18 protein-coding genes and 1 pseudogene are annotated in these 21822 nt (G+C 61.0%); 6 read left to right on the top strand and 13 right to left on the bottom strand.

The genetic code is table 11. The features are described from left to right. Nucleotides 1–45: 45 nt before the first annotated feature. The 4 genes from ACUN0E_RS16020 to ACUN0E_RS16035 form a co-directional block, all read right to left on the bottom strand. Entirely contained in the window at nt 46–1497 is a 1452-nt protein-coding gene (locus ACUN0E_RS16020) for an MFS transporter (protein WP_445567219.1), read from the bottom strand. A gap of 139 nt (nt 1498–1636) precedes the next feature. Then, the gene (locus ACUN0E_RS16025; protein WP_445567220.1) at nt 1637–3586 is read right to left on the bottom strand and encodes an aconitase family protein; all 1950 of its coding nucleotides are present in this window, start codon (nt 3584–3586) and stop codon (nt 1637–1639) included. 106 nt (nt 3587–3692) lie between these two features. Further along, nucleotides 3693–4595 (bottom strand): LysR family transcriptional regulator, encoded by a 903-nt coding sequence (locus ACUN0E_RS16030; RefSeq protein ID WP_408229844.1) that lies wholly within the window; start codon nt 4593–4595, stop codon nt 3693–3695. 166 nt (nt 4596–4761) lie between these two features. Continuing rightward, entirely contained in the window at nt 4762–6003 is a 1242-nt protein-coding gene (locus tag ACUN0E_RS16035; protein ID WP_408229841.1) for an ammonium transporter, read from the bottom strand. A 686-nt stretch (nt 6004–6689) separates the two neighbouring features. Between ACUN0E_RS16035 and ACUN0E_RS16040 the strand changes: the two genes are divergently transcribed. The 4 genes from ACUN0E_RS16040 to ACUN0E_RS16055 all read left to right on the top strand — a co-directional run bounded on the left by ACUN0E_RS16040 (nt 6690) and on the right by ACUN0E_RS16055 (nt 11932). Further along, nucleotides 6690–7406: a gluconate 2-dehydrogenase subunit 3 family protein gene (locus ACUN0E_RS16040; protein WP_408387662.1), complete on the top strand. Its 717-nt coding sequence runs from the start codon at nt 6690–6692 to the stop codon at nt 7404–7406. Continuing rightward, nucleotides 7406–9184, top strand: a complete 1779-nt coding sequence (locus ACUN0E_RS16045; protein ID WP_408229835.1) for a GMC family oxidoreductase — start codon at nt 7406–7408, stop codon at nt 9182–9184. Before ACUN0E_RS16040 ends, ACUN0E_RS16045 begins: the two co-directional genes overlap by 1 nt. Continuing rightward, entirely contained in the window at nt 9181–10545 is a 1365-nt protein-coding gene (locus ACUN0E_RS16050; RefSeq protein ID WP_445567221.1) for a c-type cytochrome, read from the top strand. Before ACUN0E_RS16045 ends, ACUN0E_RS16050 begins: the two co-directional genes overlap by 4 nt. Nucleotides 10546–10738: 193 nt before the next feature. Beyond that, nucleotides 10739–11932 carry a porin gene (locus tag ACUN0E_RS16055; protein ID WP_408335321.1) on the top strand — a complete coding sequence of 398 codons (1194 nt, stop codon included), beginning with the start codon at nt 10739–10741 and terminating at the stop codon, nt 11930–11932. Nucleotides 11933–12065: 133 nt separating this feature from the next. On the opposite strand, the gene ACUN0E_RS16060 is transcribed toward ACUN0E_RS16055, so the two are convergent. Further along, the gene (locus tag ACUN0E_RS16060; protein ID WP_408229826.1) at nt 12066–12923 is read right to left on the bottom strand and encodes a helix-turn-helix domain-containing protein; all 858 of its coding nucleotides are present in this window, start codon (nt 12921–12923) and stop codon (nt 12066–12068) included. Between the two features lie 142 nt (nt 12924–13065). Further along, complete coding sequence (locus tag ACUN0E_RS16065) at nt 13066–13614, bottom strand: carboxymuconolactone decarboxylase family protein (RefSeq protein ID WP_445567222.1); 549 nt, start codon at nt 13612–13614, stop codon at nt 13066–13068. 268 nt (nt 13615–13882) lie between these two features. Here ACUN0E_RS16065 and ACUN0E_RS16070 point away from each other — a divergent pair, with 268 nt between their 5' ends. Further along, a complete protein-coding gene (locus ACUN0E_RS16070; RefSeq protein WP_445567223.1) occupies nt 13883–14584 on the top strand; it encodes a GntR family transcriptional regulator in 702 nt (233 codons plus the stop codon). Between the two features lie 57 nt (nt 14585–14641). On the opposite strand, the gene ACUN0E_RS16075 is transcribed toward ACUN0E_RS16070, so the two are convergent. Genes ACUN0E_RS16075 through ACUN0E_RS16085 form a run of 3 tightly spaced genes read right to left on the bottom strand, consistent with a single transcriptional unit; the run spans nt 14642 to nt 17489 of the window. Continuing rightward, nucleotides 14642–15412, bottom strand: coding sequence for an ATP-binding cassette domain-containing protein (locus ACUN0E_RS16075; RefSeq protein ID WP_408387668.1), 771 nt, complete (start codon nt 15410–15412; stop codon nt 14642–14644). Beyond that, on the bottom strand, nt 15412–16413 hold the full coding sequence (locus ACUN0E_RS16080) for an ABC transporter permease (RefSeq protein ID WP_445567224.1): 1002 nt from the start codon (nt 16411–16413) through the stop codon (nt 15412–15414). Before ACUN0E_RS16080 ends, ACUN0E_RS16075 begins: the two co-directional genes overlap by 1 nt. Beyond that, a complete protein-coding gene (locus tag ACUN0E_RS16085) occupies nt 16410–17489 on the bottom strand; it encodes a sugar ABC transporter substrate-binding protein (RefSeq protein WP_408229811.1) in 1080 nt (359 codons plus the stop codon). The genes ACUN0E_RS16080 and ACUN0E_RS16085 overlap by 4 nt, the downstream gene beginning before the upstream one ends. Nucleotides 17490–17851: 362 nt before the next feature. Here ACUN0E_RS16085 and ACUN0E_RS16090 point away from each other — a divergent pair. Further along, nucleotides 17852–17968 (top strand): annotated as a pseudogene (locus ACUN0E_RS16090) (dihydroxy-acid dehydratase domain-containing protein); the annotation flags it as partial. A 166-nt stretch (nt 17969–18134) separates the two neighbouring features. On the opposite strand, the gene ACUN0E_RS16095 reads toward ACUN0E_RS16090, so the two are convergent. From ACUN0E_RS16095 to ACUN0E_RS16110, 4 genes are all read right to left on the bottom strand, one after another. Then, the gene (locus tag ACUN0E_RS16095) at nt 18135–18863 is read right to left on the bottom strand and encodes a FadR/GntR family transcriptional regulator (RefSeq protein WP_408229923.1); all 729 of its coding nucleotides are present in this window, start codon (nt 18861–18863) and stop codon (nt 18135–18137) included. Between the two features lie 155 nt (nt 18864–19018). Next, a complete protein-coding gene (locus ACUN0E_RS16100) occupies nt 19019–19228 on the bottom strand; it encodes a hypothetical protein (RefSeq protein WP_445567225.1) in 210 nt (69 codons plus the stop codon). 133 nt (nt 19229–19361) lie between these two features. Next, nucleotides 19362–19994 (bottom strand): response regulator, encoded by a 633-nt coding sequence (locus tag ACUN0E_RS16105; protein WP_408387670.1) that lies wholly within the window; start codon nt 19992–19994, stop codon nt 19362–19364. Next, the gene (locus ACUN0E_RS16110; RefSeq protein WP_445567226.1) at nt 19987–21621 is read right to left on the bottom strand and encodes a response regulator; all 1635 of its coding nucleotides are present in this window, start codon (nt 21619–21621) and stop codon (nt 19987–19989) included. Before ACUN0E_RS16110 ends, ACUN0E_RS16105 begins: the two co-directional genes overlap by 8 nt. Nucleotides 21622–21822: the final 201 nt, after the last annotated feature.

Below are 21822 nucleotides of genomic sequence, written 5' to 3' on the forward strand. Positions count from 1 at the left end.
GTCACCTCGTCGCCTTCGATATCGACACAGACTCGTCTCTCCACGCTACTGAGATATTTTTTCGAGCTCAATACCCTTCGTACGCGGTCCCATCAACCCGATTGCCAGCATGACGATCAGCATCGCCCCAGCGATAAAGACGAAAACACCCGTGGTGCCAAACTGCTTCAACACGGCGGCAATCAGAAACGCTGTGAAGATCGCCGAAAAACGGCTCCACGAATAGACGAAGCCCACCGCCCGCGCCCGGATACTGGTCGGAAAAAGCTCGGTCTGATACGCATGGTAGCTGTACGAAATGATATTGCCCGCGAGCGTCAGACACACGCCAAGGCTCACCAGCAAGACCGCGCCGGACGCCTGGCTGAACCACAGGCCGCACACGATATTCACGGCCGCCATCACCACAATCACCGTCTTGCGCTCGAAGCGGTCGCCGATAAAGAGGCCTATGACCGGACCAAGCGGCGCGGCTAATGCAATGACGCTCGAATACATCAGGCTCGTCGTGATCGTAATGCCCTGCTTGATCAGCAGCGTCGGCACCCAGTTCGCAAAGCCGTAGAAGCCGACCGTTTGGAAGATATTGAAGATCGTCATCATCAGCGTGCGGCTGCGGTACGGCGGGACCCACATATCGCGGAAGCTGCCACGTGGCGCGACCGGCACCGGCGGTGCGGGCGGCGGCAGTTCACGGCCGTATTCGCTGCGCACTTTCGCTTCGAGTTCGTTCATCACGCGATCGGCTTCGGCGAGACGCCCTTGCTGCGCGAGCCAGCGGGGGCTTTCCGGCAACGCGCGCCGGATCCACCAGACAAACAGTGCACCGTGTGCGCCGATCAGCACTACCCAGCGCCAGCCATCGAGTCCGAACGGTGTGCGCGGCACCAGCAGATAGGACAGAAACGCCACCACCGGCACCGCCGTGAAACCGACGGCCTGCTCGCACGCAAAAGCGCGGCCGCGAATCTGTTTGGGCACCAGCTCCGAGATATACGTGCCGATCGTCACCAGCTCGACGCCGATGCCGACCCCCGCCACGAAGCGCCAGAAATTCAGACCCGTCGCCATTTCCTGAAACGCCATCACGACGTTGGCCGCCGTGTACCACAGCAGCGAATACGTGAACACGGCGCGGCGCCCGAAGCGATCCGCCAGAAAACCGCATGCGATCGTGCCGATGAACAGTCCGCTGAACAACGCCGCAATGAAACTCGCGACACCGGTCGAGCCGAACAGGCCATGCGTCGTTGCGGTCAGCAGGCCGCTTTTGACGAGACCGGGCGCGACATAGCCTGAGTACAGCAGATCGTAAAGTTCGAAGAAAAAACCGAGACTCAGCAACACCACCAGCTTCCAGATGGAACGCGTGGCGGGCAGCCGGTCGAGGCGCGCGGAAATACTGCCGGCGTCGAGCGTGGTAGATGCCGCGACTGAGGAAGACGCTGCGCCGTCGGCGCTGCGCGCGACGGACCCGGCGTGATCGGGGGATGCCATATTGTTTGTCTCCTGGTAACGCGGGTCATGCAGGCGATGCACGATGATGCTCGCCGGGGGCCAGTCTTGTGCCGGCCTTTCGTACTTTCGCGTATTACGCGCACCACGATGCCGGGCCACAAGGTGTGTGGCCAGCATTCTAGCTGCGTGCGCGCTTCAGTTGTTCGAAGGTGGTAATTTTTCCAGCTAACGCGCTTGCTGCAACGGTGTAGGGGCTCGCGAGCCACACATTGCCCGGGCCTGAGCGGCCGGGGAAATTGCGGTTGATCGCGCTGATCGTCACCTCGTTCGCGTCGGCCGACTGCCCCGGGCCGCAATTCGCACACGAACCGCAGCCGGGCATCACGAGCGTCACGCCCGCGCGCTCGAAAACCGGCAAATAGCCCTGGCTCTCGCAATACGCACGCACCGCCATTGTGCCGAATTGCAGGAAGAGACGCGTGCCCTTGGGCACACGCATACCCTGCTCCACGCCCCAACGCAATACCTTGTGATAGAAGTCGAAGTCCTCGCGCTTGCCCGCCGTACACGAGCCACCATACGCGATATCGATCGCGACGTCCTGCTCCAGTTGCGGCGCCGGTACGCCGTTGCCCGGATCGCCAGGACGCGCGAGCATCGGTTCGATAGCGCTGGCGTCGATGCGAATCGTGTCGTAATAAGTGGCGCCGGAATCGCTTTTCATCCAGTTTTCAAGGGTGAAATCGACGCCGCGCCGCTCCTTCAGAAACGCCACCGTGCGTTCGTCCGGTTCCACAATGCCCGTGAAGCCGCCCAACTCAGCAACCATGTTGGTCAGCGTCGCGCGCTCGTCGATCGACATCGCGCGCACTGCCGCGCCGCCGTATTCGAACACGAGGCCTATCGCGCCACCCGAGCGGATCGCATCCATCTGCAACAGATGCAGCACGACGTCTTTCGCTGTGACGCCGTTGCGCAACGCGCCGTCGATTTCAATGCGCAAGGTCTCCGGCACTTTGCAGCGCACGTAGCCCGTCACCCAGCTATTGGCGATTTCCGTTGCGCCCGCACCGAATGCGAGGCAACCGAGCGAGCCCGAATGCGGCGTGTGCGAATCGGTGCCGCACGCAACCTGCCCCGGCAACGCGTACTGTTCGGCCATCAGCGCATGGCAGATGCCTTCGGAACCCGGCGCGTTGTCGAGCGCGCCGTGCGAGCGGACCGGATAGTCGCGCGAAAACGACGTGTGCCCTTCCATCAGATTGGCAACGCCCGGCAGCAATCCGTCGCGTACGTGCGGAATGCTTTGCGAAGCGAGCACCAGATGATCCTGGAACGCGATGATGTGATCCGGAGCATGCAGCGGCGCGGGCTTGCCGAACGCGCGATGCATCAGATGCGCGCACATGCCAGTGAAGTAGTCATGGCTGAAGCGCCAGTCGGCGGAGATGAACACGCCGTCGCCGCGCTGCGCGCTTTCAATGCCAGGATGAAGATGGCGCTCGATAATCTTCTCGACCAGCGTCTTCGGTTCGGCGCCGTTTGCACCATGGGCAGCATCTCGCACACGCGGTGCGGGCCAGTCCGCGAACTTGCTGTACGCGAGCAATCCGCCGCTGCGAATAATCTGCTGCGTAAGCGCATCGCGGCCTTTGAGAAACTCGTCGATCGGCACCGCTTCTCCCACGATCAGACGATCGAGCACGGAGAAATCGGTCGTAGTGAGAATGCCGATGTTGTCGCAATTCTGCTGATAGATGCGCTCAAAACTCTCCGCGACGATCAAACGGATGCCCGCCGACAACTCCGCCAACGGACTCGATTCGCGCGACGAACCTTTGCCGTAACGCTTGCCCGCCACCGTCACCTGAAAGCCGCCGTCCCTGATTGCGTTGCGGCCGATCGGCAGGCGTTCGCCCGCCTTGAAGCCAACGTACGGATACTGGCCGAGGCGCTCGTCATAAGTCAGCATGACGGTCACCGGCGTGATTTCGTCGGTGGAGACGTTATCGCGCAGCGCACCTGCCGCGGCACGCGTGAAATTTTCACCGGCCAGTTGCGCCTCGATTACCGCGGCGTCCTGTGACAGGTACAGCACGCGGCCATCCAGACGAATCGTATCGCTCATATGCGTTCTCCTTGCGCTCACTATACGGCGCGTGTCCGCGATGCCGAAGTGCCGGTCGGGCAACGCAGACCTCTCGTTTGGAGAATGATACGAGGCGCCCTGCGAGCTAGGGCTTGCTGCCAAGAAATCCCACCAGCGCCGCGGCGCTAGCGCTTAACTGATCACGCGACTTGAAGATCATGATGAGATGCCGCACCGCCCAGGCATCGCTCAAGGACAGCAAACGCACGTCGAGCGCGTTCACATAGAGCAGTGCCACCTGCTCGGGCACGATCGCTATCCCGAGGCCCGCGTGGACCATCCGGCATAACGCATCGAGGCTGCTGACGCGGATCTTTACGTCGAGTTGCCGCCCCACGCCGGCCGCCTGCTGCGCGAGAAGCTGTGTCAGCGCGCTCTCGCTGCGCAGGCCGACGAAACTATCGTCGAGCAGCGCCTCGAACGCCACGCGCGAGACGCTGGCAAGACGATGGCCACCCGGCACCAGCACCGCCAAGCGGTCTTCCCGATAAGGCATCTGTTCGAAGACTTCGCTACCCGCCACCGGGTTGCAGATGCCAAAGTCCGCGCCATGCTCGCCGACGATACGCAGCACGTCCGCGCTGTTCTCCTCTTCCAGTTCGATCGACACTTCCGGAAACACGCGCCCGAACGCCGCCACGTCTTCCGGCAGAAACTGTACGATCGACGAGAGATTCGCCACCACCCGTACCCGCCCCTTCACCCCCGACGAAAAGCGCGACAACTCGGCGCTCATCTGTTCGATGTTGCCGATGATCGCCAGCGCAAAGCGCAGCACGGTCTCGCCGACCGGCGTCACGGTAATGCCGCGTGACTGGCGTTGAATCACCGGCAAGCCGATCATGGCTTCGATCTCGGCGATGCGCCGGCTCACCGCGGAAGACGCGATGAACTCGCGCTCGGCCGCGCGCGCGATGTTCTGCTCCTGGCAGACGGCGACGAACAGGCGTAGCGAGGTGAGATCGAGCTTCTTGAGGAGATTTTCCATGGAGGTTGCGCTTCACATTTGGACCAGGCCCAACGCTAGCATATAGGCGATCATTGGCTTCACCCCTCTTCCGGATTGATTCAGTTGAGGGCTAACGTCGCGTCCCAATAGGGACGAAGAAAGCGGGACGTAAACGTCCCGCTTTCTTCTCACCTTGTGCTTGTGCTTACGCGTCCAGATAAGCCACTTCGCCATGCAACTCGGTATCGAGCCCCTGCTGCTCGGCGGCTGCATCGACCTTAACGGGCGTCACGCGGTTGATCAGCCATAACATGCCCCACGTGAACGTGAACGCCCAGACGCCGGACACGAGCACCGCCACGCATTGCTTGACGAAGAAAGCGCCGCCGCCCAACAGCAGGCCATCCGCGCCATTGGGATTCCACGCCTTCGACGCGAACACGCCGAGCAGAACGGTACCGACCAGGCCACCTACGCCATGCACGCCCCACACGTCGAGCGCGTCGTCGAGGCCGAGCCGGTTTTTCAGCGCAACCGCGTAGTAACAGATCACACCAGCAGAAATTCCGATCACCGCGGCTGTGCTCAACGACACATAGCCTGCCGCGGGCGTGATGGTCGCGAGGCCGGCGACCGACCCGGTCAGCAAGCCGATGAATTTCGGTTGCCGTGCGTTGGCCCATTCGATCAGCAGCCACGTAATGGCAGCGAACGAAGCGGCGACATCGGTGTTAAGGAAAGACGAAGCCGTGACGGCGTCGACGCGCAGCTCGGAGCCGGCGTTAAAGCCGTACCAGCCGAACCACAGCAGGCCCGTGCCGAGCGCGATCAACGGCACGTTGTGCGGCTTGTGCGTGACGGTCTGACGGCGCCCCACATACAACACCGACGCCAGCGCGGCGAATCCGGCGGTGTTGTGGACCACGATGCCGCCTGCGTAATCGAGCACGCCCCATTTCGCGAACAGTCCATCTGGACTCCATACCATGTGCACGAACGGGAAATACACCAGTACCAGCCAGCCGGTCAGAAACAGGAAGTACGCTTTGAACGTCACGCGGTTGGTGAACGCACCGGTAATCAGCGCCGGCGTGATGATCGCAAACATCATCTGATAGGCGACGTGGACCACTAGCGGAATGCCCGCGTCGTTGCCCGTGTACATGGTTTGCAGCGTAATGCCGTGCAGGAACGCATAGTAGGTCGGGTCGCCGATGATGCCGTGCCAGCTTGGGCCGAAGCACATCGAGTAGCCGAACGCGAACCACAGCACGGTGGTCCATGCGAGCGAGATGAAACTCTGCATCATGATCGCCAGCACGTTCTTGCGTTCGACAAGGCCACCGTAGAAAAACGCGAGACCCGGCGTCATCAGCATAACGAGGCTCGCGCAGAGCAGCATGAAAGCAGTATTGCCAACGTTAATCGGCATGGTTGCGGGAAGCACAGCTTGTCTCCTTGATTGTCGTCGTGAGGTGTGCCCCCAGTGGTGCGTGGCACTGGCGTCGAAAAGAGCCCTTCAGTGCGGAACTTGCTTGCAATTTGTAGGGTTCATCTGTTTTCGCGCGTTTGCAGCAGGCGAAAAGTATTCCCGCGCCGGGGGTGGCGCAATACGGCTGGACGATATAGTGGGATTCACGTGACCCGTATGGCCGTCTCAGGCCCCTGCTGGCGACCGCTCGCCACCGCTGGCGCGCAATAAGCGCGGGTAAACCACGTCCGCTCGGCCAGCCGTTGAGCCTGGCTGGGCCTGGCCTGGCCAAACACCGGGTGCCACATCTGCCCCGCTGACAATCGGTCCCCTGACGAGAATTCCTTGGCGTTTTAGCCTTCGCCTCGCCATCGCGCGAGGTCGACCAGCCATTGATCGTCATGACTCCGCAAAAACGTCGCTTTTTCGCGTCAGTTTCATCGGGGCCGCTCCGGCCTGCCAACAGGCCACATCGGTTAAAAAACACCTATGATTTGAAAGAGATATTTCTTACAAAACGATATTCCGTCACTTCATGAAACAGCTTATTGTAAAAATCCAAAAAGACTTTGGAACCGGTTCCATTTACCATGACGCCGAAATCCGACGACTGCCCCAGGGGCGGCGCCACGGCGCCCTCCCATCTCGTGACATAGAACAATATGGCTCAATCTCCTCTCACTTCTCGTCGTGGCTTCCTGCGCACGGCCGTCGCGCTGGTTCCCGCCGGGACCCTCGCGGGCTGTGAAGTCAAGCAATCCGCAACCACCGCCGCGCCGGGTTCAAACGGCGCCTCCGGCGCCGACTACAAGCCGCATTTCTTCGACGCGAAAGAATGGGCCTTCGTCCATGCGGCCGTCGACCGTCTGATCCCCGCCGACAGTGAAGGCCCGGGCGCGGTCGAAGCCGGTGTGCCCGAATTCATCGACCGCCAGATGGACACGCCGTACGCGCACGGCGCGCTCTGGTACATGCAGGGGCCGTTCGCCCAAGGTGCGCCGGAACTCGGCTATCAGTTGAAGCTCGTGCCGCGCGATCTGTACCGCCTGGGCATCGCAGCGGTCAACGCCTACTGCACGAAGACCTACGCGCACCCGTTCGACGCCCTCGACGCACCCACGCGCGACACCGTACTCACCGCACTGGAGAAAGAATCGATCGATCTCGCGGACGTGCCGGCCGGCGTCTTCTTCGGCCAGTTGCTGCAAAACACCCGCGAAGGCTACTTCTGCGACCCGATCCACGGCGGCAATCGCGACATGGGCGGCTGGAAGATGATCGGCTTCCCCGGCGCGCGCGCCGATTTCATGGACTTCGTCAATCAGAATGGCCAGGCCTATCCGTATGGCCCCGTATCGATCCAGGGAAAACGCACCTGATGACCACGCAAACCAAACCGCACGTCGACGCGGTAATCATCGGCTTCGGCTGGACCGGTGCCATCCTCGCGAAGGAACTCACCGAGGCCGGCCTCAAAGTGGTCGCGCTCGAACGCGGCGAGTATCGCGACACCTATCCGGATGGCGCGTATCCGAACACGATCGACGAGCTGACCTATAACGTCCGTAAGAAGCTGTTCCTCGATCTCTCCAAGACCACCGTGTCGATCCGTCATAACGTCGGCGAAACGGCGCTGCCTTACCGGCAACTCGCGGCATTCCTGCCGGGCGAAGGCGTCGGCGGTGCGGGGCTGCACTGGTCGGGCGTGCATTTCCGGATCACACCGGAAGAGCTGCGTCTGAAGAGCCACTACGAAGAACGCTACGGCAAGGGCTTCATTCCGGAAGGCATGACGATCCAGGATTACGGCGTCAGCTACGACGAACTCGAACCGCATTTTGACTTCGCCGAAAAAGTGTTCGGCACCTCGGGCCAGGCCTATAAGGTCAACGGCAAGGTGGTCGGCGACGGCAACGTGTTCGAAGCACCGCGCACCGACAACTTCCCGCTCGCCGCGCAGTTGAACACGTACTCGGCCGAGCGCTTCGGCAAGGCCGCGCGCGAACTCGGACTGAACCCGTACCGCTTGCCTTCGGCGAACACGTCGGGTCCGTACACGAACCCGTACGGCGTGCAGATGGGTCCGTGCAATTTTTGCGGATTCTGCAGCGGCTACGCGTGCTACATGTATTCGAAGGCATCGCCGAACCTGAACATTCTGCCCGCGCTCAAGCAGTCGCCGAACTTCGAACTGCGCTCGCGTTGCCACGTGCTACGCGTCGAACTCGACGATACGAAAAAACGCGCCAAAGGTGTGACCTACGTCGACCCGGCAGGCAACGAAGTCTTTCAGCCCGCGGATCTCGTGATTGTCGCGGCGTTCCAGTATCACAACGTCCACCTGCTTCTGTTGTCGGGCATCGGCAAGCCGTATGACCCGATCTCGGGCGAAGGCGTAGTGGGCCGCAATTTCGCGTATCAGAACCTCTCAACGATCACCGCGTTCTTCGACAAGGACACCTTCACCAATCCGTTCATCGGCGCGGGCGGCAACGGCGTCGCGGTGGACGACTTCAATGCCGACAACTTCGATCACGGTCCGCTCGGTTTTGTCGGCGGCTCGCCGTTGTGGGTGAATCAGGCCGGCACCAAGCCGATCAGCGGCATCGCGACACCGGCGGGCACGCCGAACTGGGGCGTCGACTGGAAGAAATCGGTAAAGGACCACTACGCCCACACGATTTCGATGGATGCGCACGGCTCCAACATGTCGTATCGCGACGTCTTCCTCGATCTCGATCCGACCTATCGCGATTCGTACGGCCAGCCGTTGCTGCGCATGACCTTCGACTGGAAGGACAACGACATCAAGATGGCCCGCTACGTGACTGGACAGATGCACAAGATCGCGCAGCAGATGGGACCGAAGGACATCAACGTCTATACGCGCGAGTTCGGCGCGCATTTCGATTCGCGCCGCTATCAGACCACTCACCTCGTCGGCGGCGCGGTGATGGGTACGGATCCGAAGACGAGCGTGCTGAACCGATACCTGCAAAGCTGGGACGTGCACAACGTGTTCGTGATGGGCGCGTCGGCGTTTCCGCAAGGCATCGGCTACAACCCGACCGGTCTCGTCGCCGCGCTCGCCTATTGGTCGGCGCGTGCGATTCGCACGCAGTATCTGAAGAACCCCGGGCCGCTGGTGAGCGTATGAAGAAAAAGATCGATATGAAACGCCTGAGGCAGGCATTCAGGCGCGCGGGCGCAGCGTCGTTCTGCGCAGTGGCGACGTTGTCCGCGCCGCTCGGTGCGCATGCGGCAGCGCAATCTCAATCCGACGCGGCCCTGATCGCACACGGCGAATATCTCGCCCGTGCCGGTGACTGCATTGCATGTCACACGGCGCAATCGGGCAAGCCCTTCGCGGGCGGTCTGAAGTTCGACACGCCGATCGGCGCAATCTATTCGACCAACATCACGCCGGACCGCAACACCGGCATCGGTTCATGGACCTTCGCGCAGTTCGATCGCGCAGTACGCGCCGGCGTGCGGCCGAACGGCGACACGCTGTATCCGGCAATGCCGTACCCGTCGTATGCGCGTTTGAGTCAGGACGACATGCACGCGCTGTATGCGTACTTCACGCAAGGCGTCGCACCGGTGAACCAGACGAACCGCGCGGTCGATATCGTCTGGCCGCTATCGATGCGCTGGCCGCTCGGCATCTGGCGTTATCTGTTCGCGCCTGAACCCGTAGCCTTCGACGCGAAGCACTACGCCGACCCGGTGATTGCTCGCGGTGCATACCTCGTTCAGGGCCTCGGCCACTGCGGCGCCTGCCACACACCGCGCGCAGTCACGATGCAGGAGCGCGCGCTGAGCGATCTCGACGGCACAGCGTTTCTCGCGGGCGGTGCGACGATCGACGGCTGGATTCCGTCGAGCCTGCGCGGCAATCCGCGCACCGGCATCGGCGCCTGGAGCGAAACGGATCTCGTGCAATTCCTCAAGACGGGACGCACGCAGCACACCGCGGCATTCGGCGGCATGACGGACGTCGTGCAGCACAGCATGCAGCATATGAGCGACGCCGATCTGACCGCGATCGCACGCTACCTGAAAACGCTGCCCTCGACCGATCCGAAGGAAACGCCGTACGTGTACGACGATACGGCGGCTCGCGCCTTGCGTACCGGCGACGCCACAGCGCCCGGCGCCGCCGTGTACCGCGACAACTGCACCGCCTGCCACCGCAGTGACGGCCGCGGCTACACACGTGTTTTCCCGGCACTCGGTGGCAATCCGATCGTGCAAGGCAAGGACACGACCTCGCTGATTCACGTTCTGCTGTCCGGCAGCACGCTCCAGGGCACGGCAACCGCGCCGTCTTCGTTCTCGATGCCGGCCTTCGGCTGGCGCCTGAACGATCAGGAAGTCGCCGACGTGACGAACTTCGTGCGCAACAGCTGGGGCAACACCGGTTCAACGGTCAGCGCCGCGGATGTCGCCAAGCTCCGTAAGACCGTCACAGTGCGTGTGCCCGAGATGCCGCCTGGCGCCGCGCTCAGTCATTAATTCAGCTATTAAACCGCGCTGTCCCTTGCTACGCGTTCGCAATCAGAGCAAGTAACAAGGTCCGCGCAAGCCGCTTCCCCCCTGCTTCACGCAGTCTGCTCCGTTGTTCACGAGCGGACTGTGTGCACGCGGAAAAAAGAGAGATCGCCATTCAGGCGACTTGAGATAGACGATCCAACCGAGCTATAAAACGATGAAAAAGCACTTGATTGCTGCACCCCTGCTGTTGTCCTTCGCCGGCATTGCGTCCGCGCAGAGTTCCGTCATGCTGTACGGTATCGTCGATGCCGGTATCACGTATCGCAGCAACGAGCGCACCGGCTCCACCGGCGCTTACGCTGGACACTCGAACGTCGCGATGACAAGCGGCAACCTCTCCGGCAGCCGCTTTGGCATCAAGGGCCAGGAACAGCTCGGCGGCGGCTGGAACGCGCTGTTCCAGCTTGAAGACGGCTTCGACATCACGAACGGCAAAACCGGCCAGAACGGCGGGCTATTCGGACGTCAGGCCTTCGTCGGTATCGGCAGCCAGCAATATGGCACGGTCACGCTCGGCCGTCAGTACACGTCGCTGAACGACTTCGTCGCGCCCGTTGCGCCGGTCGCGATGGTCGGTGGCTACGGCGCGCATCCTGGCGACATCGACGATCTCGATCAGACCGCGCGCGTCAATAACTCGATCAAGTACACGAGCGCGAACTACTCGGGCTTTACGTTCGGTGCGCTGTATGGCTTCGGCGGTCAACCGGGCAGCCTGAAACAGCAGAACACGTGGAGCGTGGGCGCGGCATACGGCAACGGCCCGCTGCATGTGGGCGTCGGCTACGAGCGTTCGGACAACAGCAAGAGCGGGACGAAAGACGCGACAGCCGGCAAATGGAACGGCACGGACGACGGCCTGTTCAATTCGTCGATCAATGAAGGCTACGCGAGCGCGCAATCGCAGCAGATCATTGCCGCGGGCGCCACATACAATTTCGGCCCAGCCATTGTCGGAGTGAACTATAGCAACGTGCAATACCGCTCGGGCGCCGATTCGTTGTTCAACGGGCATGCGACATTCAACGTCGCGGGCGTGTTCGGGCAGTGGACCATCCGGCCGGCCGTGCAACTGTTCGCGGGTTATAGCTACACACGCGGCGGTGAAGTGGAAGGTGTGGATGAGCGCGCGCAGTATCACAACGTCACGCTTGGTGCGCAGTACAACATGTCCAAGCGTTCCACGGTCTATCTGATGGGCGGCTATCAGCACGCGTCCGGCGTCACGCTGGATGCACTCGGCAATCCGGTCGCCGCGACCGCATCGGTCAGCGACAAGGGCAACGGCCATTCGTCGGACGCGCAGTCTCAGGCTATCGTCAGCATCGGCTTGCGGCACCGGTTCTGATGAGTCGGAGTGGCACTGGGGCGGTTGGCCGGCGCCGTTGTGCTGCACGCCGCGTCGGCATGGCTGACCGCTTGCGCGGACCGGTAGTGGACTGACAGGAAAGCGCCCGTGGCGATTCGCTCGCCTCGGGCGCTCAGTGCTGTTGCTGGACCGCGTCGATCATCTCAAGATGACGCGCTTCGGTCTCGTCGTCGGCGGGAAACATGCATTCGATGCGCAGTTCCTGCGCAGCGACAGTTTGCGGCGTGCCCACGGTGGCGATCATTGAAAAGTAGTTCAGGACCTTGCCGTCCTTGACGAAGCCAATAGGGATCACCGGCATCGCCGCCGAGGCGGACCCAGCCCCCAAGGTGCGCTGAGCAGACTTCAAGTCAGTTTGCACATCCGGATAAGCGCGCAGCGCGGCAAGCAACTCATGCGTCTGATCGTCGACCACGCGGCCGACCGACTCCCGATAAACACGCTGGATCAGGCTATTCGACACCGCGTGCCAATCGGCGACGAACGGGCGCATCCCGTCCGGATCGAAAATCAGATGCAGCATGTTGCGCGGCCCCGTGCGCGCCGCCATATCGATGAAGCAATTGAAAAAGCGCGGCGCGGATTCGTTGGTCATCAGCACGTTCCAGTAGCGGTCCATGACGAGCGCCGGAAACGGCTCGTGTTGACGCAACATTCGCCCGAGCGCGTTGCTGACGCTCTGCATTTCCTGAGCGTTCCAGGCGCTGTCGGCATACATCGGCGCATAGCCCGCTGCCAGCAGCAACGTGTTGCGTTCGCGTAGAGGAATGTCGAGCGTCTGGGCGATATCCATCAGCATCTGCCGGCTCGGCACGCTGCGTCCGCTTTCGATAAAACTGATGTGCCGCTGCGAGACCCCCGCGTTGAACGACAGGTCCAACTGGCTGATGCCGCGCATGTCTCGCCAGTGACGCAACAATGCGCCGAGTTCATTCGGCGGTGCCTTCCTTTCGGGATTCGCAGGATTCATCGGTCGGTTATCCGCGGGTTGATACAGATAAGGTTCGGTGACCGGTAGCGCCGGAGCATCGTCGATGTCCGGTGCCAACCGGTCGTTCGAACCGCGCAGGTCAGCATACTCCCTGTTGCTGAGCGGTTATTCCAGACAAGACCTACGCGCTCCAGACATAGTCCTGGAACGGCGCTTCCACCGGAGGCCTCGTAATGTTGCCAGCGTAGTTCGTAATCGTCGAAGCGGCGAGTACCGTGAGCACCTCGAGCACCTGGTCCTGACGGAAGCCGGCCTCGAGAAACTGGTTCACGTCCTTGTCATCCAGGTGTCCACGCTTCTCGATCGCCGTTTTCGTCAGGATCGAGAGCGCCGCATGCTTGCGATCGTCCGGCGCGTGGCCTTCGCGAATGGCGTCGACGTCGGCGGGTGAAAGCCCCTCTTTCAGCGCAAGAGCGGTGTGAAACGCAACCGCCCATGAACAGGCATTCGTTACGGCGTTGGTCAGCAACAGCGTCTGAATCTGCGCTTCCGTAAATGTACCGGTATGAACTTTCTGGAAAATGCCGATGAAGCCGCCGATCAGTACCGGCGATTCAGCCATGGCTCCCGCAATGTTGGGGATAAGGCCGAAGTTTTGCTGGAGTTGCCGAAGCACCGGCCTGGACTGTTCGGGTGCGGATTCAATCGTATGGATGTGAAACGTGGGCATGGTGTGTCCTCGATCGTGAGCGCCGCTCGGGATGAGTGGCGCGATGACCGAAGATTAGGCGTGAGGAAGCGGCTCGCCAATTACCTCTGATGTAATAGCCTTGAGTAAGGGGTAAGCCGGGCATGCAACTGTTTGGCCTGCTCTTGCAATTGCCTGTCCGCCATAAACAAAACAGATGGCAATGAAACAAAATCGCAAGCCGCTTGTCAGGCGTGGTGAGACGTCTGGCATATCGCTATACTTGATGGCATCGAATGAGTAGAGACCCATGAACGAGACCACCCAGCACGCAATTGTCCAAACGCTGCGCGAAAAGATCCTTGCGGGCGAGCTTTCGCCTGGGCAACGCCTTGTGGAAGCGCAGCTCGCGCAATGGCTCGGCGTGTCGCGCACGCCGCTGCGGTATGCGCTCAGCGTCCTGTCGTCGGAGGGGTTGCTCGATCGCTCAGGGGGTCGCGGCTATGTGGTGCGGCGCTTCAGCGTGAGGGACGTGCTCAACGCCATCGACGTGCGCGGCGTACTCGAAGGACTCGCCGCCCGCTCAGTGGCCGAAAGCGGTGTGGGCCTGGCGCTGGCGGCTTCTCTCGACGACTGCCTGCGCGAAGGCGACGATATCTTCAACAAAGGTCACCTGAAGAAAGACGACGACGTGCGCTACGCGGAGATGAATGGGCGTTTTCACACGCTGATCATCGACGCGGCCCAGAACACGGCTGTCAGCGCCGCGTTGAGCCTGAACAACAAAATCCCCTTCGTCTCGCCCTCCACGATCGCCTTCGACGAGTCCGCGCGGGAACGCCAGTTCATGATGCTCACCTACGCTCATCGTCAGCATCATGCGATCACCGACGCCTTGAAAAAGGGAGAAGGCGCGCGCGTGGAGGCGTTGATGAAAGAACATACCCACATATCGAAGGAAAGCCTGAACCTGTCGCTTCCGGCGTTGTATCTGATCGCCGGCGCAGCGTGAGAACAACGCGGGTGGGTCACGCCTGACCCGAATGCTCGCAGAGGTAACGGGCGAATGTCAGTGCGCGCCTGTCCGCATTGCCCGATATTCGCGTCGCACGATATCCATCAGCTCCTCGACCGAGGTATTGGCTGCCTCTTTCTGGTAAGTCACACGCCCACGCTGCATCAGCATCACACGATCCGCGATGTCGAGCGTCTGCGCGTAGTTGTGCATGATCATCACGATAGACAGGCCGCCTTTCTCCTTGAGCCGCAGGATCAGGTCGATGATCAGTCCGGCCTCACGGGCACCCATTGCGGCGAGTGGTTCGTCGAGCAGGAGTATTCGTGCATTCGAATTGACCGCGCGAGCGACCGCAATAGCCTGCCGCTGACCACCGGAAAGCTGCTCGACCGGCAGGTCCACTGAAGGGACATGTACGCCGATTTCTTCAAGGCACTCCGCGGCACGATTCCGCATTGCGCGGTTGTTCAGGAGTCGAAACGGCCCTCGGCGGATGATCTCCCGGTTCAGGAACATGTTGTGATAAATACTCAGCGAATTGGCAAGCGCGAGATCCTGGTAGACACATTCAATGCCGAGTGAACGCGCGTGATCCACCGAACGAAGCATCGTTTCTTCGCCGCCTACAAAAAGCTTGCCGCTTGTCTGCTGATGAAACCCCGTCAGAATCTTGATCAGTGTCGACTTGCCGGCACCATTGTCGCCAAGAACACCGAGAATCTCGCCCTGTTTTAGCGTGAGCGACACGCCATCAAGCGCGGTGACCGCGCCGAAACGCTTGACAATATCTTCGCCGCGCAGCGCCTCCACCGCCTCTGACATCACAATTCTCCCTTGCGCGCGAGGCGAACCACGTGGATGTTGAAGATCATGGCGCCGAGAATGGCTGCGCCGAGAATCATGTTGAAGGTGAAGGCATTAATACCGATCAGCGTGAAGCCGTCGTTGAGAATGCCCAGCACCGCCGCACCGATCAGCCCACCAATGATCGTGCCCGATCCACCGGCGAGGGGCGTGCCGCCGATCACGGCTGCGGCAACCGCAAGAAACATGATCTGGTTGCCGCCCGCTTGCGGATCAATCGACGTTATACGGAAACCTTCGAGGATCCCGGTAAAGCCGGCAAGCAAAGCGGCAATGATGAAGTTGCCGAGTTTCAGGCGTCTGACCTGTATGCCTGCTTCGCTCGCGCCAAGCTGGTTCGCTCCTGACGCGATCGTATGCAGTCCCCAGCGGGTGTGACGAAGCAGCACATGCATGACGGCGGCGATAGCGAGCGTCCAGATGATCTCGCTGTAACCCCACCCTCCCATGAACGCCGAAAAAACTGAATCCTCCGGCGGCGAAACCGGGGTACCCCGAGAGATCGTCAGCGTGAGGCCATTGACGAAGAACAACGTACCCAGCGTGGTCACAAAGGATGGGATGCGCAGGTACACCGTGACCGCGCCATTGATCAGCCCGACCAGACCCGCTGCGATAACGCCGGCGAACATCGCAAGCCACGGCGGTAAGCCTGCCTCGATCGCAAAATACATGATGAAAGGCGCAAACGCGAAGACCATCCCGGCGGAAAGATCGATCTCGCCACCAATCATCAGCATGATCTCGCCAAACGCAATGATCGCCACCGGCGCGATGAACTGCGAGAGATTCTGCAGGCTCGCGCTGGTCAGCAGGAAGTCGTGGTTGACTGTCTCGAAGTAGATGCTGAGGATCAGCGCAACCGCAAAGATGCGCATTTCGCTGGAGCGCCCGAGCGCGCCTGACCAGCGCCTCGGGTGTCTAGCGGGTTTTTCGGTCTGCGTCACGGGAGACGTCACCCTTTGATCGCCCCCGTGCGTGGCACGATCTGGGCTTTCGTGCTCTTGCCTTCATAGCGCGTCGACGTGCTCAGATAGGGATCGACCGTGCCCTTGGTGACGAACTTCAGGCCCGTGTTGATATTGGCCGGTCCAACGAGCCCACCGGAGGCGAGAAAGATGAACGCTTCGAGCACGGTATAAAAGCCCTGAACATAAGGCTGCTGGTCGATCGTGAAGTCGAGGAAACCTTCGTGGATCAGATCGACCGTGCGTGGCAGCAGATCGAAGCCGCCGCCATGAACACCTTTGGAAGGCAGATTGGACTCCTTCATCACCTCTGCCACGCCCTGGGTACTACCCGCGTCGACCGCGAACATGCCCTTGAGATCCTGGTGGCCGAGAAAGAACGATTTGATCTTCGATAGCTCTTCGTTGACGGTCGCGCCGGTCGCGATGGTTTGCACATCGATCTTCTTGCCCGACTTCTTGATTGCAGCCGCAGCACCGTCAAGCCGGGGCTGTATGTTGAGCTGGCCAGGCGTAGCGATAAAGAGCGCGACGAGGCCGCTATCGATGAGACTCACGATACGCTCGCCCATCTGATAGCCGGACAGGTAGAGATCCTGGCCGATATAGGCGAGGCGCGGGTTGGTCGAACCCGACGGCGCGTCGGCGTTATAGGCGAACACGGGAATGCCGGCGTCGAGCGCGGCCTGGATCGGTTTGTCGAACGCCTTGGGGTCGACAATCGGGACAGCGATTGCGTCCGCTTTCCCGGCAATCGCGGCGTTCACCGCATTCACCATTTCGGCGATGTCGGCATTGGCCGAGCCGGTCCATTGATAGTCCATCCCCAGCAAAGCGGTCGCGTCCTGAATGCCGTATTGCGTAGGAACGAAGAATGGATTCGTTGTGACATGGTTGACGAATACGATCTTCCAACGCTTGTGCCCCGGAAACGAACCCGCTTCTGCCGCCTGCGCCGGCGTGATCACACCGCCCAATAGCGCCAGCGCTGCGCTCAGGCCAGCGCCCTGCAGCAAACCGCGGCGCATGCCCTGCACTTCATCCTTGTCTTCCTGCTCGTGCGCCATCTCACTCTCCGTCTCTCAGTTGATTAACACTTCACTGTGCATGACGGCGCAGGCCGGAAAAGCACCGGAGCCGGGTTTCACACCTTCACGAAACCCGCGTGCACGCGCGTACACATGACGACCCTGCAGAAAATGCTATATCACGGCACTTTTACCTACTAATCGATGTATACCCTTAACTAGTCGGACTAATTAATTCCATCGGTGCAGCAAAGCTTTCTGTAATCAAAGTCGGCAGTGCGGCGTAATGTAATGCTGGTATGGGCCTGATTCAGCGAACACCATCCCTTGGGTATCGACACGATCCATACGATGCGCCGCTTTAATAGTATTACTATCAAAGTAGCTTCACGGAGGAGAGGTTTCATGGCAAACCAATTATTGGGATTTGCGACGCGTGGTCCGAATCGGCGCCGTGTAATGCGCACTTCCGAAAGCTCGCCGAATACGTGAAACGCGGCGTGCTGGAAGCCGCCGGCAAAACGACCCTGCCGACGCGAGCGGCTATCGGCACCTTTACGTTGAGCACGTATTGCGGGCCGATCAGGGATGTGACTTCGATTTTCTGGTGGGCTGCCGGGGGGCGGACGTACCGCGCCATTCGCATTGAGCGGCGCAGACTCAGCCGCCGCGTTCGGACAAGGCTTACGCCGGATACTGGGTCACGGTTTCCAGTACGCTCTCGGCGTCCGCGCGCGCATGGTCGAGTTGAACCAGGCTTGCCTGCCGCGCGCCGAGCGGGTCGCGGCTCTGGATCGCGGTGAGAATCGCCTTGTGACGCGGCAACGAAAGCGCATGCGTGTCGGGATGACGACTCGTCAGCTTGATCGATTCCGACAGAGCGAGAGACAGCATGTTGCCAATATAGGCCAGCAGGTCGTTATGGGTGGCCGCCATGATTGCGCGGTGAAACTCGAGATCGGGATCCAGTAGCGCGCTTGCGGTTTCCGCATGCTCCATCTGGTCATAAGCCGACGCAATGCGCGCAAGATCGTCGCTTGTCGCTGCGGTGGCGGCGAGTGCGGCCGCCGCGGGTTCGATCACGCGGCGCACGGTCAGGAGCGAACCGAAAAACTCGCCTTCCGGAACGCTGTTGATCGTCCAGTACAGAACATCCGGGTCAAGCATGTGCCACTCGGCGCGAGGCTTCACGACACTGCCGACACGCGGTTTCGACACCACCAGCCCTTTCGCCACGAGCACGCGAGTGGCCTCGCGCAGTACCGAACGACTCACGCCATAGCGTTCACACAGGACAGTCTCGGCGGGCAAGCGCTGACCCGGCTGTACCTTGCCGCTCACGATATCCATGCCGAGTTCCCGCACGATGCGACCATGCAGGCTCTTGCGCTGTTGCAGATGACGGTAGTCCATGATCAGCGATCGAGGTCGTGCCCGGCTCAGCCTTGTGCCGACCGGTGCGGCATTCTGAACGGCACTTGCCTTGCCGTCGACACGAATGCAGGTCTGCTTCGTGGCGATCCATTGTCGATTCAAGCATAGCACGCGACATCGGGGCCACTGATCGCTCAATGCACCACGCCGAAGATCGCGCTGACAGCGTCCGCAGGTGCCAGTCCTACGTTGAAATAGCCTTCCAGCCTCACTGCGGTCGCGTCATCGAGTATGAAGGGCGGCCGAATGAAGCCGAGCGAGACCGCGTGGTCGTACCACCCGCTCATCCACGCGCGCAATTCTGTCTCGTGCCTCGACAGTCCACCCGTGTTGTCTGCGGTCATTCGGGGTGCCCCCTGTGCTCATGGTTCCCATCAGATGATCGTGAGGTAGCGACAAAGATTATTCAGTCGGTAGCGGCGGATTGTTGATTCAGGAAACACTGGTTCAACCCTCAGGATTTCCTTAACGGCAGCGTCATTGCGTCACCAGACCGTGCCTGATCGCGTATCGGATCAGCTCGGCGTTATTGCTGAAGCCGAGTTTCTGCATGAGACGCATCTTATGGGTGCTGATGGTCTTGGCGCTGAGCGAACACGATTCGGCTACGTCGTTGAGGCTGTTACCGGCCGCCAGCATTCGCAACACCTGGAATTCACGGTCGGACAGAACTTCGTGGGGCGGTGCGTCGCCGGAATGCGTCTCGAAGACCATGGCATCGACCAGCTTCGGATCGATGAACCGCCCTCCGCCAGCCAGCTTGCGGATCGCGGCGAGAAGAATGTCGGGGTCGCTGTCCTTTGTCACATAGCCCGTCGCGCCGGCTCGCAGCGCGCGCGAAACGACCTGCGCCTCGTTGTGGATGCTTAACACCAGCACGGGCAGGCGCGGCTGTTCGGCACGCAGGCGCCGGATCAGATCGACCCCGCTGATCCCAGGCATCGTCATGTCCAGCAACACAAGATCGAATTGTTCCGTGCGCAGCCGCTCGAGCACTTCTGAACCCTGTGCGGCCTCGGCGGCGACGACGATGTCGCTCGTCGTCGCGATGATCTGTTTCAGACCGCCGCGCACGATCGCGTGGTCATCGGCGATCAGGACGTTAATCATGATGGTTGTCGCCTGCGAGCGGAATGTGAATGGAAATGGCCGTACCCATGCCCTGCGCACTATCGATCGTCATTGCTCCGCCAATCAGGCGGGCGCGCTCCTGCATGCCGAGCAGGCCGTACGAATAACCTGCGCGCGCGGTTGCCGGATCAAAACCGCAACCGTCGTCGCTCACATGGAGGTCGAGCGTCGCCGTGGTGCTGGTCAGCGTTACGTCGACCCGCGCCGCATTCGCATGACGCCCAACGTTGGTCAGCGAAGCCTGAACAATGCGGAAAACGGCGGTGGCGTAGGCATCCGGCAACACCGGCTCGCCGCCATTGATGTGCAACTGGCACGGAATGCTGTTGCGCCGCACGAAGTCCTCGACCAGCCACTCCAGCGCCGAAACGATCCCGAAGTTCAGCGCCACCGGCCGCAAATGGTTCGCGACATTGCGGACCATCCAGATCGTTTTCTCGACGAGTTCGCGCATGTCGTCCGCCTTGCGCATCGCGTCGGGATCTGCGCCCAGACGCATCTTCAGCAGCGAAACGTCCATCCTCAGAGCCGTCAACAGTTGCCCTAGTTCGTCGTGAACTTCCATCGCGATGCGCTTGCGCTCCTCCTCGCGAATCGCCTCCATATACGCGGACAATTCGCGCAATTGATTGCGCGACTCGAACAGCTCCTGCTCAATGCGCTTGCGCGCCGTAATGTCGTTCAGACCAACGTAGATCGCTGGGCCGTCGCCGAAGGTCGCCACGCGCGCGGTCGCCATGGCCCAGAACTCAGTGCCGTCTGCTCGCCGCATATGGACTTCGCTGTTGTTGAAGCTCCCCTCCTTGCACAGATGAGACACCAGCCGGTCACGGTCGCCGGGATCCACATAGAATTCGACGATGTTGGTCAGCATGCCCGTGCGTGCATCGAGACCGAACAGATCCCGCAGCGGTTCGTTCGCGTACAGGATATTTCCTTCGGGCATCGACGTAATGCATAACGGTATGGGACTCGTCTCGACAATGGTGCGAAAGCGCGCTTCGCTCGACTGCAGTTTTGCTTCGGCCCGGCGGCGCTCGTCAACCTGAGCGGAGAGTCTGGCATTCGACTCCGCCAGTTGCCTCGTGCGCTTATCGACGCGTTGTTCGAGTTCATCGCGCACACGCGACAAGGCGGCCTCGGCCTGCTGGCGTACCGACACTTCGGTCAGAAGCTGCTGGTTCTGCGCGACAAGTTGCCGATGCATCACGCGCAAGGCCAGGTGGGTCTCGATCCGGGCCATCATTTCATTGACACGAACTGGCTTGGTCACGTAATCGACGCCACCGGCCGAAAAACCCTCGATCATGTCTTCGCTGCCCGTCAACGACGTCATGAAAATCACAGCGATATCACGCGTGTGCTCATCTGCCTTGAGCCGCCTGCAGGTCTCGAAGCCGTCGATACCAGGCATCTTCACGTCGAGCAGGATCAGGTCCGGCTGCGAAAACAGCGCACGCGCAAGCGCCTCCTCGCCGTCGAGCGCAACGAGTACCCGAAAGCCGCGCGCCATCAGGCTGTCAACGACCACCCCGAAGTTCGCCGGCGTGTCATCCGCAATGAGGATCGTCGGACCTTCGCCGGCATGTGTGTTCGGATCGCTCATGGCTCAGGTTCACATTTCAAATGTCGTTCAATCATCCTCGCGAGCGCTATGGTTCTGGTTTTGACTATTCTGCACGCGTTACGGAACCGGAAGTATGCGCCGCAGAGTCAGGAAGCCCGGAATATGGAGTAAGGAAATCCTGAATACCGGCCCGGCCGCTGCGCTCAGGTTGGGCACGCGGCCAGCACGGGCCTTCCACCT

This window comes from Paraburkholderia sp. D1E, assembly GCF_052682275.1.

What these genes read in the sequence shown, in the direction of transcription:
- ACUN0E_RS16020 (WP_445567219.1), bottom strand. Translation starts at nt 1,497, where the DNA reads ATGGCATCCCCCGATCACGCCGGGTCCGTCGCGCGCAGCGCCGACGGC.
- ACUN0E_RS16025 (WP_445567220.1), bottom strand. Translation starts at nt 3,586, where the DNA reads ATGAGCGATACGATTCGTCTGGATGGCCGCGTGCTGTACCTGTCACAG.
- ACUN0E_RS16030 (WP_408229844.1), bottom strand. Translation starts at nt 4,595, where the DNA reads ATGGAAAATCTCCTCAAGAAGCTCGATCTCACCTCGCTACGCCTGTTC.
- ACUN0E_RS16040 (WP_408387662.1), top strand. Translation starts at nt 6,690, where the DNA reads ATGGCTCAATCTCCTCTCACTTCTCGTCGTGGCTTCCTGCGCACGGCC.
- ACUN0E_RS16045 (WP_408229835.1), top strand. Translation starts at nt 7,406, where the DNA reads ATGACCACGCAAACCAAACCGCACGTCGACGCGGTAATCATCGGCTTC.
- ACUN0E_RS16050 (WP_445567221.1), top strand. Translation starts at nt 9,181, where the DNA reads ATGAAGAAAAAGATCGATATGAAACGCCTGAGGCAGGCATTCAGGCGC.
- ACUN0E_RS16055 (WP_408335321.1), top strand. Translation starts at nt 10,739, where the DNA reads ATGAAAAAGCACTTGATTGCTGCACCCCTGCTGTTGTCCTTCGCCGGC.
- ACUN0E_RS16060 (WP_408229826.1), bottom strand. Translation starts at nt 12,923, where the DNA reads ATGAATCCTGCGAATCCCGAAAGGAAGGCACCGCCGAATGAACTCGGC.
- ACUN0E_RS16065 (WP_445567222.1), bottom strand. Translation starts at nt 13,614, where the DNA reads ATGCCCACGTTTCACATCCATACGATTGAATCCGCACCCGAACAGTCC.
- ACUN0E_RS16070 (WP_445567223.1), top strand. Translation starts at nt 13,883, where the DNA reads ATGAACGAGACCACCCAGCACGCAATTGTCCAAACGCTGCGCGAAAAG.
- ACUN0E_RS16075 (WP_408387668.1), bottom strand. Translation starts at nt 15,412, where the DNA reads ATGTCAGAGGCGGTGGAGGCGCTGCGCGGCGAAGATATTGTCAAGCGT.
- ACUN0E_RS16085 (WP_408229811.1), bottom strand. Translation starts at nt 17,489, where the DNA reads ATGGCGCACGAGCAGGAAGACAAGGATGAAGTGCAGGGCATGCGCCGC.
- ACUN0E_RS16095 (WP_408229923.1), bottom strand. Translation starts at nt 18,863, where the DNA reads ATGGACTACCGTCATCTGCAACAGCGCAAGAGCCTGCATGGTCGCATC.
- ACUN0E_RS16100 (WP_445567225.1), bottom strand. Translation starts at nt 19,228, where the DNA reads ATGACCGCAGACAACACGGGTGGACTGTCGAGGCACGAGACAGAATTG.
- ACUN0E_RS16105 (WP_408387670.1), bottom strand. Translation starts at nt 19,994, where the DNA reads ATGATTAACGTCCTGATCGCCGATGACCACGCGATCGTGCGCGGCGGT.
- ACUN0E_RS16110 (WP_445567226.1), bottom strand. Translation starts at nt 21,621, where the DNA reads ATGAGCGATCCGAACACACATGCCGGCGAAGGTCCGACGATCCTCATT.